13 protein-coding genes are annotated in these 14,782 nt (G+C 40.0%); 3 read left to right on the forward strand and 10 right to left on the reverse strand.

Going from position 1 to position 14,782, the window contains the following annotated elements; translation table 11 throughout:
* Positions 1-69: 69 nt before the first annotated feature.
* Both MHN02_RS20400 and MHN02_RS20405 read left to right on the forward strand, forming a co-directional pair.
* Positions 70-561 (forward strand): hypothetical protein, encoded by a 492-nt coding sequence (locus tag MHN02_RS20400; RefSeq protein ID WP_239247838.1) that lies wholly within the window; start codon positions 70-72, stop codon positions 559-561.
* 73 nt (positions 562-634) lie between these two features.
* A complete protein-coding gene (locus tag MHN02_RS20405; RefSeq protein WP_171338577.1) occupies positions 635-829 on the forward strand; it encodes a hypothetical protein in 195 nt (64 codons plus the stop codon).
* A 149-nt stretch (positions 830-978) separates the two neighbouring features.
* Here the strand turns inward: MHN02_RS20405 and MHN02_RS20410 are convergent, their stop codons facing one another.
* The 10 genes from MHN02_RS20410 to MHN02_RS20455 form a co-directional block, all read right to left on the reverse strand.
* Positions 979-2,361 (reverse strand): ATP-binding protein, encoded by a 1,383-nt coding sequence (locus tag MHN02_RS20410; RefSeq protein ID WP_239247839.1) that lies wholly within the window; start codon positions 2,359-2,361, stop codon positions 979-981.
* 523 nt (positions 2,362-2,884) lie between these two features.
* On the reverse strand, positions 2,885-5,569 hold the full coding sequence (locus MHN02_RS20415) for a P-loop NTPase fold protein (protein ID WP_239247840.1): 2,685 nt from the start codon (positions 5,567-5,569) through the stop codon (positions 2,885-2,887).
* 598 nt (positions 5,570-6,167) lie between these two features.
* On the reverse strand, positions 6,168-7,055 hold the full coding sequence (locus MHN02_RS20420) for a GIY-YIG nuclease family protein (protein ID WP_171338580.1): 888 nt from the start codon (positions 7,053-7,055) through the stop codon (positions 6,168-6,170).
* 42 nt (positions 7,056-7,097) lie between these two features.
* A complete protein-coding gene (locus MHN02_RS20425; RefSeq protein ID WP_171338581.1) occupies positions 7,098-7,520 on the reverse strand; it encodes a hypothetical protein in 423 nt (140 codons plus the stop codon).
* 102 nt (positions 7,521-7,622) lie between these two features.
* Positions 7,623-7,937, reverse strand: coding sequence for a hypothetical protein (locus tag MHN02_RS20430; protein WP_171338582.1), 315 nt, complete (start codon positions 7,935-7,937; stop codon positions 7,623-7,625).
* Between the two features lie 312 nt (positions 7,938-8,249).
* The gene (locus MHN02_RS21845; protein WP_216600867.1) at positions 8,250-8,882 is read right to left on the reverse strand and encodes an HNH endonuclease signature motif containing protein; all 633 of its coding nucleotides are present in this window, start codon (positions 8,880-8,882) and stop codon (positions 8,250-8,252) included.
* Positions 8,883-9,065: 183 nt separating this feature from the next.
* The gene (locus MHN02_RS20440; RefSeq protein ID WP_171338583.1) at positions 9,066-9,530 is read right to left on the reverse strand and encodes a hypothetical protein; all 465 of its coding nucleotides are present in this window, start codon (positions 9,528-9,530) and stop codon (positions 9,066-9,068) included.
* A gap of 287 nt (positions 9,531-9,817) precedes the next feature.
* Positions 9,818-10,381, reverse strand: a complete 564-nt coding sequence (locus tag MHN02_RS20445) for a PDZ domain-containing protein (protein ID WP_171338584.1) — start codon at positions 10,379-10,381, stop codon at positions 9,818-9,820.
* 589 nt (positions 10,382-10,970) lie between these two features.
* Positions 10,971-12,053, reverse strand: coding sequence for a hypothetical protein (locus tag MHN02_RS20450; RefSeq protein ID WP_171338585.1), 1,083 nt, complete (start codon positions 12,051-12,053; stop codon positions 10,971-10,973).
* Between the two features lie 805 nt (positions 12,054-12,858).
* The gene (locus tag MHN02_RS20455; RefSeq protein ID WP_171338587.1) at positions 12,859-13,695 is read right to left on the reverse strand and encodes a hypothetical protein; all 837 of its coding nucleotides are present in this window, start codon (positions 13,693-13,695) and stop codon (positions 12,859-12,861) included.
* A gap of 183 nt (positions 13,696-13,878) precedes the next feature.
* Between MHN02_RS20455 and MHN02_RS20460 the strand changes: the two genes are divergently transcribed.
* The gene (locus MHN02_RS20460; protein ID WP_171338588.1) at positions 13,879-14,574 is read left to right on the forward strand and encodes a recombinase family protein; all 696 of its coding nucleotides are present in this window, start codon (positions 13,879-13,881) and stop codon (positions 14,572-14,574) included.
* The last annotated feature ends 208 nt before the right edge of the window (positions 14,575-14,782 follow it).

Raw genomic sequence — 14,782 nt, forward strand, 5'->3', positions numbered from 1 at the left:
ATTTTTGATCGGATAAAACCGAAATAGGCGATCGGATTAGACCGAAATCAGTGATCGGATTGAACCGAAATGGGTGATCGGAATGGGCCGGAACATGCAAAGACTAAGGATTCTTTGCGGAACATACCTGTTGCCGATGCTGTTTTGAATTCTGGTTTGCTTGATTTCATAGGGAAACGAAAGTCTGGCTTACTCTTTTACGACCTAAATCTGAGCGATACAAAGGGTTTGGGCAACACTATTTCTAAATGGTACAACGAAGCCTTTGTTAAGTATGCCAACATCCCGAAGCGAAATGATAAAAACACTCCGCTAGCCTTTCACTCATTTAGGCACACGTTTACTTCGCTTCTTGATAAAACGACTATTAAAGAACAGCCTCTAAGACGAAATGAAGCCTTTTATGTTACAGGCCATAGAGATGACAGCGTGAGAACCCAAACGTACAACCACGGCAGTTACAGCGGCTCGTTTATAAAAGCTTATATTGATGCTATCGACTTCGGTATTGATTGGAGTGCGGTGTCATACAAAAAGTTTCGAGAGCGTCGTAAAGCATAAAAACTAGTCATAGGTCCAGTTTTATCTCCAGCCGCTAATGGCTACTCTGCCAAATAAGCATAAGGAAATTAACATGGAAAAACTGGACTTCATCAACGCATTGGACGAAATCGATTTAGTCCTTACTATCACAATATCCGCTTTCGACGCTGAGATAAATGAGCAACATTTATGCCTTCTAAAAGATAGTATTAACCTGTCTCAACGCGAGCTTTCAGCTCTGCTTCAGAAACTAGAGTTCATGAGTCAGAGTGATTGGTTAGTTTAGGGACGAGCTTAGCAGGTTTCATATACCAGAGTTTCTATTCTTTAAGCACGAACACGTGAGTGAAGCTTTAAGTACTTAAAGTAGCCGCCAGTTACTTCCAAATGAGTTAAGTAAACAAGCCCCTCACCAATGATAAAAGTTGATATTTTTTAGAGATTAGGTTGATTGTTAACCTTACTAAAGCCCCACGCCTCTGTATCATCTATAAAAGTCTCATATTCGGGAGCTATCCCTACCGCTTCAAATACGCGGTAGACAATTTGAGCCGACAGTAAATATGGTATGAACTGACGATTTTTTTCAGAATCAAGATTAACACAGCGCTTAGCGCTCTCAATTAATAACATATTTTGTTCACAAGGTTCTTGTGGTACAACAATAATGTTGTCCACAGTTAGTGGAATAGAATGTGTCTGAGCCCTTTCTATAAACTTTTTGGAATCCACAAATGGAGATGTATGAAATACATTTCTTAGCGTAAAGCATGAATAAATATCTCGTGTATCCTCCGTGACTTTTAGCAGATGAAGATAGGTGTTAAGCAGCGAAGCCACAGCTTGAACAAAGAGCGAATAATCAACTATTTTGATTGTTGAATAGCCAGCTTCATCTGCGAGAATGCAAAAATCCCTAGCATATTTATTCTGTGCGTGCGTTTCGAGAAATCTCGCTATATCAAAACAACTCAACGGTATGTCGAACCGCGCCATCCCATTGTGCCACCATCTAAATGTTAGGGTGGCTAGGCTGGGATCATTCTTAACAATTTGACGTGCAACAAAACCGTCAGCTGTTGAGTTAATGCCTTGCATGGGTGCATGAACGCCTTCCACAGTTTTGTCAGCATTTCTTACAATGTTAGAAAACTTAGCAAATGTTAACTCCTCAGCAGGACCTAGTTGACCTTGAGATGGTTTGAAATAGATATGTGCCCATGGTTGCTCTGATTGGCTAGGTGGTAATGCTGGGATGCTCGTTAAAAACTCAGCGATCTTACTTTTCTTTTCATTGCCGCGCTTCCACAAATCATCAAGTAGATATCTATCTATTTCTTCTTTTGGCTTAGATTGGTCAGCTAATCTTCGATAAATTCTTCCTGATGAGTGTATATGTGGGGTATTTTGGCTCATTGGAATTCCAATAATTAGTATTGATTTCCCTTCAGATAATCCAACTTCATCAACGGGCCCCTCTACTACTCTCTCTTCATACAAAACTTCTGGATTAATATGTGAAGATGATGCTTCCCGAATATCCCTAGAGACTTTTTCAAGCTCAGAATTTTGTATACCTACAAATTCGGATGCTGTTCGACTCCCGTCAGTGTTCTCTTTAACCCCAAGAATTAACCAACCACCATATTGATTAGCAAAAGCAGACATATGTTTTGCGAAGTCAGTGATTTTTAATCCCTGACTTTTGTAGTCAATATACCAACCCTCCGAAACTTCTTTAAGTATAAGTAGATCTTCGTGGTCAATGTCCTCAATATTTTTTTGAAATGGGTAGTAAGAATAGTTCAACAAGTCCATGTCTCCCAAATAATTTATTCTGAAATCACACTGTAAAATTTGTATGTTCTCTTCACATACGCTACGGCCATACAAAACAACGTAGTTGAGAAAAAGCAGATGGTCCGCGATACCGTTTTTTTTTCGCTCTGCGCGAATTGCAAAATATCAAATAATGTTTAAATTACCACGAATTACTTTGATAATTGATTACGTTACAAATATCCTTTCTTTATTATCCAATGCATACCGAGATAGATAGTGCTAAACCTTCGTGTTTGCGCTCGATAGATTAGCGTGAGCGCCTTTAAGAACACTTTTCATGTTCTGAAACACACACGCACTACAAATTTTGATTCGTACCTCATTCGAGCTTATAGTGCGCCTAAAGCGTATCCTTCTTGTCACAACTGGATATCTTTTTAAATATTCCTTCAACATGGACTTTCTATAAGGGTTCTTTGATACGTTCGATTTTTTTGAAACCATACCCACTGCACCAAAAACTTTATATCTAGGGCTTTGGGTCTAACAACTTTGATAATTAACCCTTAACGCTATTAGGTTGACTATTTGAAACAGTTTCTGTGTCGACATCAAATCCATCAATAGCGGGGAGCGCGAAGTTTTCTACATAGCGCAACAATTTTTCGAAGCGTAACGCGGCTTCTGTTTGTGAATAGAGTTGTTCTGCAGCACTCTCAATTACAATACGTGCACCAATAAGCGTTGCTTTGTGTTGCTGATTGGCCATGGCATTCAATCGACAAACAGTGCCTTTACGAAGAAATCGCGAAGCATTTTCACGCAATGCGGTTACTTCAATGCCATTTATAAATTCTAATGTCATCAGTGTGACCAAATAGCCATAGCTGAATTTAAGCTGTTGTTTATCAACACTATCAACCTTTTGCGTTAATGCTATTTTATCTTCTTCTTGGGCCACTAGTCGAATCAAGTTGTAACTATTGTCCAAGCGCTTTAGTTGTCTAGCATTAGTCAAACCAAAATGGGTAGCCCAGTAATAGAGCGCTGCTTTTTGGTGGTCACTCAAGCCCTTAAGGACTTCTGGTTTTGGAGGCTCTGATTTTGGCTCAGTCTCTAATATCAATTTAGCAAGCTCGTATTCGCTCAATCCATCGTCTTCAATGAATGAATCTAAATCTAGTCCATCAAGTCTCGAAGAACGAGTCTTTATCTCTAGGTGCTCTGCTGGCGCTTGAAGTTCATCGTCTTTAATCAGATGTGCTAACCAATTCTGTTTGTTAGTGCCTTCTTCCAGCCATATATCACTTAAAAATTCAGTCAGTGATTCATTGTCGCCGTCGCTAATCACAACAGGCAATTGAATAACTTTTGCCAGATAGTCGCGAGCGATTGCGCGAGCATCCTGCAGAGTATGGTATGGCTCAACTCCCTTGTAATGCAATGCTAACGCGGCCAACGCAATACGTTGATCAACTGCCACCACTACGGTCACATGCGGTATGTGAAGTACCAGTCGAATTGCTTCAAAGGTTTTTACAATTCCCTCTGGACTACAGCGGTCTAGGTCGTCTACTACAAATAACAAACGACGGAAATTCGATAGTTTGCCTAAATAGTCGTGACATGCATCGTCTTGAAATCCTAAGCGGATTTTTGCTATTAGACGAATATCTTTTTGCATTTCGGCGATTTCACCAATGTGTGAGGCATAGTTCGGCAATTTAATATAGGTCAGGAATTCCTTGGTCATTGGCTGAGAGATAATGTACCGCAATTGTTTGGGAAGCTGCCACAAGCTAGCAATTATTGCTATTAATGCTCCGCTGGTTAATGGCTTCGAAAAATCAGGTATCTGATTTTGGTTAAGGCCCTGCCCGGCTAACCATGCCGACGCTATAACGAAAAGTGATAACCAACCAATAGACTGTAAAACTTTATTAAGATGCTTTCTTATGGCAAAAGCATAAATGATACGAACACGGCCACTCATTATCCAACCTATCTGTCGAAAAAGGTTCAAAATCGACTGTTTAAGGCGTGAGCCAGGGTCGCTTTCCATATTAACAGTCTGAAACTTATCATGACTGGTTAAAGCTGAAATCACTTCGTGGGCCATCGCCGCTTGACTGCTTTTAGCATGCTCATAGGCCCAAGCATTAAATTCACCAAACAGAAATGGCTGTTCACAGTCACGGGCTTTAAGCTCTTTCTTTAATAATGCTAATACTTGAGATTTACCGCTTCCCCAGTTTCCCATTAATCCAATAGTAAGCGGATGTATGTGCTCTTTGTCACACAAAATATTTGCCAGCCCGTTAACCAATGCACCGCGGTTTAAGGTGTCTTTATTAGCATTAATGTCTTCGGAACTTACTTTACTCAATGCCTCGTACGAAGCCTTTGTCGATCCATTGTTTTTATTTATATTTGCGATACCACTCACATATCCATTATAAAGCTTTAGCATTTGTTCTAGCGCTTCTGCTCCCTCCGCGCTAATACCAGAGCTTTCGCTAAAAAGAGTTTCGACCGCGGACTGAAATTTACCGATATGACTCATCTCAACCACCCCCTGTCGTGTGTTCGACCATAATGGTTCGTCAATTACACTATGAGTAGACAAAGCATCTTCGGCAGCTTTTAGGTCCTGAAAAAAAGCGTGAGTAGCCCCATTGGTATCTAGAACCTTACTCGCGTTATTGCAGGCAGCGATGGCACTCTCAGCTGCTTCAACCGCTCTAGAAGCTCCATATTTGGCGGTGGCAGAGGCGAACGAGGCAGCTTCCGCAGCGAACGCTACGGCTTCAGTTTTGTTTATTCCTATGGTTGAGTATGCGTCGCTAAAAGCAACCTCGGCGGCTTCTAAAGCTGTTGAAGCGATAATATCGAATGTTTCTAACTGTCGTTCTTCAACGGGCAATTTCGCCTGATGAAGTACTTCCCCGCTAGCTGAAAAACTTGCCAATACAAAACGTACGCGGTTATCGCTCCACCCAGTTGAGTCTCCACCTTCTTCTGAGGGAACAATGTGCTTATCAACTTTTTTTTCAGCTGCGGTCTGATTAGGTCGAGACTCAATCCAAAAATTAAAGTGACCAGCAATACCAATAATCGGAAGCACTCGTAAAGCCTCGCGTGCGGCCAAAACTCCGGGCCATAGGGGGTCTTTTTTACATAAGGCCTCTAGACGTTCTTTTATCTTAAGTTCACGCAAATCCATACTTGCATTTACATCCACCATAATCTTATTACATTCCCTTGTTTTATCGAAAAATTATTGAGTTTTGAGTGAACTTACTAAACCGATATTCGGCATCGGTTCTATAACAACCTTTTTATAAAGCTCAGAGAGGGCTACAGCGACTTCAACTAAATGCAAACAGTTCTTTTCGTTGTGAGCTTCTCTAGACTGCTACAACCTAGAAACCTAAGTATAAGGGTTGTTGATGAAGACAGCTTTTTTTAAGAAAGCATAGCTACCAAGGTGCATGCTTATACCTAGGACTTCGTTTACTTTACCCGAGTGATTAACGCAGTGCGAGCAGCTTTTAAATACGCTCCTCGTTTTGGCCCACCAGCAGGGGCAACCTTCAACTTAACAACTGTACCGTTTGGAAACTCATCGAGAGACGCTTTGTGAAAATATATTCGATAGGCTCTTCTCTAGCATTTAAAGGCGTTTCTGGCCGCGCTATCTAGATACCTATCTCATAGACGAAGTATATATAGATTAATATCATACCCAGTGTCATACATTTTGTGTTCATGTAGACGGTGAAACAAAGCCGAAGTAGCGAGGCTACAATTTGGGTGATTGAAGCCTATTTTTGCATGTTAGATTAGGCTTTACTTACCAACTTTTCTTCGAGAGCTTTTAATGTTTCACCTTGAGATGTTTTCCAACTTTGTGGCCCACTTCGGCTGTTTCCCGCTACTAAAGACGCTGCATATGAAGATGAACTGATCAATTTGTCCTTTATCAGTAAAAAGTAGTCCATATGTTCCTCTAGGACCCCATCTAGTATCATTCTATCCTTTATTGCCCTGCTCTTGCCCGGCATGCTTTGAGATGACTTTTTTGATATTTGAGATCCGCTCAATAACAAAAAACCATCATCGGTCAATTTCCCGCTAGCAGTAAGTTTGTGAACATTAAATTGGAATATATAGTTGATTAGATTATCGTCATCTGGTGTTGGTGAGCTAGCCGTCGATTTAAAAGACACGGGTTCCAATATTTTGTGACTAAGGCTCCCAAGTATAAGCCTAATATTGTCAATAAACTCTTCCATCGCTGCTGTATCTGCTCGCGGTAAGTTAGAGCGGGTCGGTGTATTTCCGTTCTCTAACTGATACCGGTCTGCGGATTTAGAGACTTCAACTAATCTTGACTCAAGATATTTGATATGGCCCTTGGTAAGATTTTCATCCTTACTAGTAAATATGATTACTTCATTCCAAAACTCTTTCTTACGGTCGTGATCTGCGAGTCTTTTAAAAACGTCTTCTGACTCACCAATATAGGCCAAATTGTTATCCGCGTTAGGACTCTCAAACAGGAAATAGACGCCCGGCCTTTTGCTTTCCTCCCACTTAGCTAACTCAGAAAACCTGCTCCGCGGACAGGCTAGTGCCTGACCGGTCCAATTTGCTATTTCAACGTGCCTTAAACCTGTTGGACTTCCATCAGCAAGAAATATACGAATACTTCTTCCAAATTTTGACATTAAACCTCCTTGTGTTGACCATTATTTTTTAAGCTCTATACCCTATGGATTATGCAATTTACCATCTAGCGTTTGCGACGGAGAAAGCACCGTTAGCGACTGATTTTCATGAACAAATATCCAGTGAAGATTCAAGCTTTCTCTTACATAAGGCGCCACCAATAAAGCTTGCTCCCTAAATTTTTCAATATTAGGTAAAGCAATCGCGTAAAACGAGCTCTGCACTTTCATTCTTTGAACCAACTGACCTATACAGGTTCGAAAGTCTAACCCAACTTGTGATGTTAGCCCTTTCGCTTCGATATACCATGTATCCCCGTTAATGGGATGCTTACATACTAGATCGGTATACTTGTCATCTAGAATTATGTAGCCAGCCGAAATAAAATAAGTGTCGATTGCTTCCTGAATAAAAGACTCATTTGGGAAAGCATGCTCCTTTTTATAACCACTCTTTATAGCCAATTTTCACCTCATTTGTTCTACATGTATATGCAAAATAAACGCTTACATGTAAATAGTGGTAGGAGCTATTGAACCTCCGGACTATCAAAAGACCTTACTTTACTACTTTATTCGCGGCCAGCTTTGGGTGAATTCACTAACGATCCCATTTGCGACCTTGTCGTATTCGCGACTAAGTATTTCCCAAGATAAAGGTGCGAGTTTATCAGCTATTTCAGGCTGACCAAGAACCGCAAAGCACGCAGCCAATTGTAGTTTTATAGAGGTAATCTGATCAATATTCCTGCTGTAGAACTCGTCTGATAGCACATAAGCGTCACTCTCTTCAGTAATATATTCAAGAATCTCTGATTCGCCTATATTAAACAAATATCTTTCAAGTTGGCCTATGTCACATAATTTTTTAGAAGTATTCAAACTTCACTCCTTTTGAAATTTTTAAACGCGTCTTGTTGGCGGCTTAAGGTTAGTGAAGATGATGACATACATATTCAGACACTTCCTTATAAATCTACATTTGTAACAGAACCTTCCACTTGAACAATAACCATTTCTCGCTCATTGGCTGTATCAGAATATTAAAGTCTATAATCACCACTGCTCTACTTACGTGAGTACTATCGTGGCGGCAATAGGTAATCTGAATAATGAGTACGTCAAAATTTCTTTTAAAATTGGGTGGTCTTAAGAATGTAGCAGGATTTTGTTTGACTATATTTGTCTCAAAAGTCATCCATAGTGTGCTTTTCTATGACAATTCGGACAAAGTGCGATGGCGTTGGAAACAGTATCAGTACCGCCCTTAGACAACGGCTTTTTATGGTGAACTTCGAGAAACGGCTCGCTACTTGATTTTTTAAAGAAAGGGGCAGGTCTTTTGCAACTTTCACAAATACCACCAGCTCTCAACAGCACTTCTGCTACAACGTCTGGGTTGCGAATAAATACAGCCGTTAATACCATCGCTACACGTGGTTTCTGCGAAGCTTTTTTAAGTCGCTTCCTTCGCTGCTCTTGTGAGTCATTCTTGGAGTTAATTACTTTTTTTTGAAATTGTTTGTCTAGTTCTGAATGACTACATATCACCGTAAATCCAAGTCGTTCAAAGACCGGCCGAACTCTTTGGTATACCCCACCAGAACTCTTCTTTTTTAGGTGAAACCCAAACTGCTCCTTAAACGCAGCCCAGAGAATTGGTTTAGCATCGTACTGCTTCCCTTTGTACAAAACGAAATACTTTGTAGCACGAGAGAATCCAGATTTCTCGAGGAACTTGTCTCTACCTAACGAATTGAACTTACCTATCGCGCGTATAACTGCTTGTTTATCGTTTACGTCTTCGAAATTCAATTGTTTGTCCACTGCTGTTTCCTTCGATTCAAGTCTAATAACTTTTCAAAATAGCCGTCCATCAGGTTCAAGTCCACTTTATCAGCGTACTGATGAAGAGATACTGTCACCAAGATTCCATGTTCAAAAAATGGCCGCCGAAAATTGGCGACCATTTCACTTTTTAGCCTTAGACGGTGTCACACTAGCAGTGAATCAGTCTTGACGTTCTTGAGTTATATGAGCCATCAATTTTTGTGAAATTTCATCTAACGTTTTATCAAGCGCGCTATCCCAAGGATGTCCATTTCGATTACTACTCTGCATAACGAAGCTTTTATCTCCAATTTTCGCCTCTGCTGTGCTTTCACAGTCAGGAATAAAGTGGCCACCACAACGAACTGAAAGAATTTTTAAATCAATCACTTTATCAAATCTACCAATTTGGTTAGTAATTGCAGCCTGATGAGTTCTCGCTATCAACCTTTCGTTTAGTTCGTAGTAACTCCCCTTAATCGTCGTAATACCATCAGTGAGAACCGTTCTAACATCACCAGGACTTTGAGTATTGCGGATTTCTAATAGGGGATCTCCGCTTATTTCAGGCGCTGCAAATTGTCTATAGTGTGTTGTACAGCCACCTAGAGCCGAGATAAGAACCAAAGATATTATTTTTTTCATTGCTGTCCTCTAGCAAACTTCTTCTGCGGGGGTTATTAATTAACCATGACGTTCCCCGTGCCAAGCATTGCTTGAACGCCATGATTCAGTGGTCTAACTAATAAGAGGGAGAGTCGATAAATTTCAAGACAGAAAGCGTACTTAGAGTTGATTTAAAGGAGGCATTTATCAAATTACAAACTCTAACTTACCGAAACGCGCTGATTTAATCGTACTGAACTTCTTAGAATCCTATCGGCGCACCAAATATAGAATTACGATTGAAAACAAATATTAATCCTCTTAAATCATCTAGCACGTGCAAAATATCTGATATCAGACAAATAGTGCACAATGGTTCCAAGAGCGAGCCAAATAACAGCATTTACTAGGCAAGCAGCAAACCACATGTGCCCAAAAGGAGTTGCTTCATAGAAGAAATATTGAATAATTCCGAAAGCAATTGAGCAAAATGAAAATAGAAAAAGAACCCAGCTTACAAAAGGTATCCGTGGATTTTCCACTGTAGAAGCTTCTCCACTATCCGAGACAGCTATATTATCAGGAGTTTGCGCAATAGCTTGATTTTGAAGAGATTCGTTTAACTCATATTGTTTCAAGACGTATGGTCGGAAGCTTAATCCCAATGGCTCACCAAGAAGTGAAGAAGTTTTGAACATATTACCTTCACGTATATATTCAATTTCGCAAGACGACTTTCCAGAGCTTTCTGCTACGCTCATTTCATGTCGAAGGGATTCTTTATCAACTAAGGCTTTGCCATCAAGGTTTACTAAAACGTCTCCAGGCTTGAGCCCAAGTCCGTAAGCTTGTGACCCATTATCGACTTTAGTTACTTTTAGTCCTTTCATTTCAAAATCCTTTTTGACTCTTTGCTTTAAAATCAAGCCTTTAACGGCTCATATAACCATTTCTCTTATGTCGATAAAGCTAACACAAAAATGTATGCGATATCAAAATGAAAAGTTACACTTTGTCTCAAAAATGCACTGTTCTCAAAGACTAAGCGAACGCTCAGTCTTATATACGCTCTAGTTTGAATAGCCTCAATCGCACGGAAGAATGGTAACCGAAGGCCTGAGACCTATACATCAACGAAGACATAAACATCGTTCACAATCAATAGGGTGATGTATCATTATTCCCTTTTCGATGTCATCTAACTATAAGGATTCTATGGGAGAGGATTTTTTTTAATAAACCGTACCCACTGACAAAAGCAGCTTATACCTAGGACTTTTGGATTAATATGAACCATGAGCTTGAAGTGGAGCACTAGTCGCTATATTAATACCTAACGACCTATGTGCCTACACAGCCTTTCTATAAGCTTTAAACAATGTCTTTTTTTAGGGCAAATTGGGGCAATGTAGGGGAATAAACTGTTATATCTATTAGGTAAGACAGTTTGAGTAAACTGCCCCACCCTTCGATAGCTCTTTAGCTTTGATTCAATCTCACTAATTCTGGGGGTCTTGGAACCGATTTAACCGCGTTATCAAGCGTTTTATCGACGTCCCCTATATCAGTCGAGAACTGCGCCCGTGACTTAAGATGACTTGCCGCAGCGTTAAGGCTTTGTAATTGTTTATATCTCCATTTGTGGCGAATGCTAACTGTATTGCCCATATTGAAAAAACCAAGGTTTGAGCACCCTTTTACAATTGGTTTATCGAGTTCTTTGCAAAGATAGTCCGCAATACCTAAATCAATATCTGTGATACGCTCTGACGTATATGACGGGCCATACTCATTAATTCTATTAACTCGTTTTCTTATCTGCGCAATCATTGCATTGTTTACGTGCTCATTAGCAATCATTTCTTTAAACGACTGTCTGATTCGCCTTCTGACTTTGAGGTCAAAACCATCAGAATTATAAATAATCGCATGTATATGTAATTGGGGCTTTGTTGATGTCAACTTGTCTTTTAAAGACCGTCTGGGCGTACTTATTTCAAGAACGACCATCCCTCTAGCCTCGCCCCCTAACGCGCGCTTGAACGCCCTTTTTATACGCCCCTTGAGCCAATTAAATTCGTGCTTATCTAGCTGTGCTTTTTGGCAAACGTCTTTTCTCAATTGCATGCATATATGAGCTACTTCACCACCGTGCTCATTTTTAATGTCTAGCAACTCTTCCATACCAAATGTAGTCGCTGGACAATGTTTGTAAGGAAGGGGGTTACTGCCTATTATACTCGGAATTTCAATTTCTGAGACTTTTGTCATACTTTCTCTTCTCCCTGAGGCGATATCACCCATTAGGCTTAAAAGAGTCTTTTGTCTGTGGTCTATATCCTTATTAGAAATACTATGTTTTCTAAATATACTTACCTCTGACTTATATAAATGTCCATATACTGATCGGTTGTTGTTACCGTTAAGTTCATATAGGTGCGAAGAGTAGGCGCCATCTATGTTATCGCGGTTTTTTAAAACTCTTTCTGCACTTGGTATGTGCTCATATCCCTCGTATAAGTTTGAATTTTGAGCGCTTGCATTCGTGTTAGTTTGTGCCATATTAATTTCTCCCCTCTAACCATTTGTATATCTCTGATAAACGATAAGCTACGCACCTAGCACTCACTTGTATTGCGCTAGGAAAATCATTGGATGATTCAAGCCTATAAAGTGTTGACTTGCTTAAGCCGGTGAGTTTCAAAACCTCACTCCGTCTAAGTAAACCTCTACACTCCAAGTTAAGCGATGTGTTTTGTTTCATAAAATTCCTTGTTGATTCCATGTCGAGAAGAATCATAAGGGACTAAGAGGGGTCATAATGATTTTCGAAAAATCATCGAAGAATGGCACTCGCCCAAAAATGGATTAAAACTTTTCAAACGCTATAAAGGAAAACTGCTCAGCAGTTATTCAATTTGATGGGATTCAGTTTATGTACATATGCGGTCTCAATAATATTTGACAATGTCAGCAAGCTTAAGACGGACTATCAAACACTATGACCGTGCCTGAAAAGCTGAAAAGTGTTGCTTAGCTTTTCTTCAACACTTAGCCATGAGGTCAGGCTTAGGAATTAGAAATTTCGGAAATTTTGACTTCGACTTTCGACAGAAATATATTTAAAACATCTTTTCCTTTTCTTACTGTCTACGATACTTGAATATTTATCCGCCGACATGTTCAAATCTAGCTCCTCTCTTGCTGAAATTACTACCTTGGGTAATTTTGAAGCTAAATGAAAAAAATGCTCCATACACAGTTTCGGAAAGCTCAAGTGCTCGATAGTTTGTTCTTCCATAAGCGGTCTAATTTCTCATTGAACCTACTAAGTTGCTCGAATTCCGCTTAGAAAGATTCACTGACATTACTCCTTGCTTCTCCGCAGAATAAAATTCAAAACTTTTATGGCATACGTCTCTTGATAAGCTTTCCATAAATCGCGCTTAACAAAACGCGAATCTTCAAAGTACACAATATTTTCGTCGCTTTTCGAAACTTCATAAACAGAAGTAATCGTAGCCCACATTTCGTTCTCAGCTGTCTGGTCTTTTCCTATTTTGAGAGGCAATTCACCATGCTCTCTCACGTATAGTAATACAGCATAAGGCACAGGGTGAGCCTGTTTACCATCTAATAACTCATGTAGGTCAGACTCTAAACTTGACCGCAGCCGGATATATGGTGCTATTTTGCTTTTGATAAGGTTCTGATACTCAAGGCCATCTACCCTTATATCTTTCTTGTTGATAGTATGGGGCTTGTCAAATTTGATAAAAACTTCCAAACCTTGACTGCCACCCAAGTGATGTGTGCTAAGTTCAATTGCCCCTCCACATCGGTCGAGCTCATCTACAATGCTTGAGCTTAGCCTCAAGGGGTTACTTTTATAATATGTACTTTTCTTTCTTTCTTCCGTGCTGAAACAATCCAAAAGACCTGTTTTTCTGTTCAACTCGCCTAGGTCAATCTCCCCAATAATTTCAAAATATCTATTGATATAATCAACTACATCGTCAAACGAATGCACCTCCTCGGTGCTCCTATCAGCTTCACCACAAATTGATATAAAGGTTTTGTAATCCAGTGCTTCATTTGGATAAAAGCGATAAATATCTGCAAAGTAGAACGATGGTTCATTTAGAAGGCGCTCTCTCACTTTCGGCACTAATTGAGATAGCTTGAAATCCTTAGGTATAGTCATAACTTTGGACTTAATTTAAAAATCCGCAATGCTAATCCGAGCCTAGCAGTAATTCAACGTGTAAAAACGGCTTTAAATCCAAAACATCCAACAAAAATATGCCGATTTACTTGCCCTTATCTCCTAGACTGTAAAACACACAACCACCGTTGTTGTTTTTTACAGCATGAATGGAGAGCTAAGTTGAACGAAAAATACATCGCCTACCTGAGGGTAAGTACGAAGGAGCAAGGTCGCTCAGGCTTAGGTTTAGAAGCACAAAAAAGAGATATCAACCTTTTCATCTCAAACTACGCCTCAGAGGGCGATCTGTTAGAAACTTACACAGAGATAGTCAGCGGTAGTAATTCATCGCGACAGGCGCTTACAGAAGCCATAACAAGGGCTAAAAAACTCAATGCAACATTAATCGTTTCAAAGCTTGATAGATTGAGTAGGAAAGTGTCATTTGTAGCGGCTTTAATGGAAGACAAAACTTTAAAGCTTAAGGTTGCCTCGATGCCAAACGCAGATAAATTCCAGCTACACATCTATGCCGCACTGGCAGAGCAAGAGCGAGACTTTATTAGTATGAGAACCAAAGCAGCTCTCCGAGAGAAAAAAGAGCAAGGCGCAATACTCGGAGGGTTACGGGATAAGACTAATGCTCGGAATAGAAAAAAGACAGAAGAAGCTAATAAAAGAGCGATAAGACTATCGCCTTTGCTAGGCCCAATGATTGAAGCGCGGCTTAGCTACAGAGAAATGGCGAAAAGACTAAATCAAATAGGATTAAAGACTGAGCAAGATAAACAGTACTCAGCCCAGACGGTAAGAAACTATGTCAAGCGCTGTCAAAGCCTGACTGAAATGAAACCATCCGGCTCAAAACAGAATTAGTGAACAAACTAAGGTCAAGTATTGCGCAAGACTTACATTGGCAGAAACTAATGTATCACGTTTAAAAAAAGCTTGAGCCTGTAACAGATTCTGTGTAACTGCCATTAGTTGTACTAGCTCAGACTTGATCTGACAGTTACCCGTTTTTTCAGGTGTCGCTGTCAGTTTAGATTTGAGCTAGATTCTTCTCAGCCCAAGTCCGTTTCCC

It is taken from the genome of Alteromonas sp. CNT1-28 (assembly GCF_022348345.1).
Classification (GTDB): Bacteria; Pseudomonadota; Gammaproteobacteria; order Enterobacterales; family Alteromonadaceae; genus Alteromonas; species Alteromonas macleodii.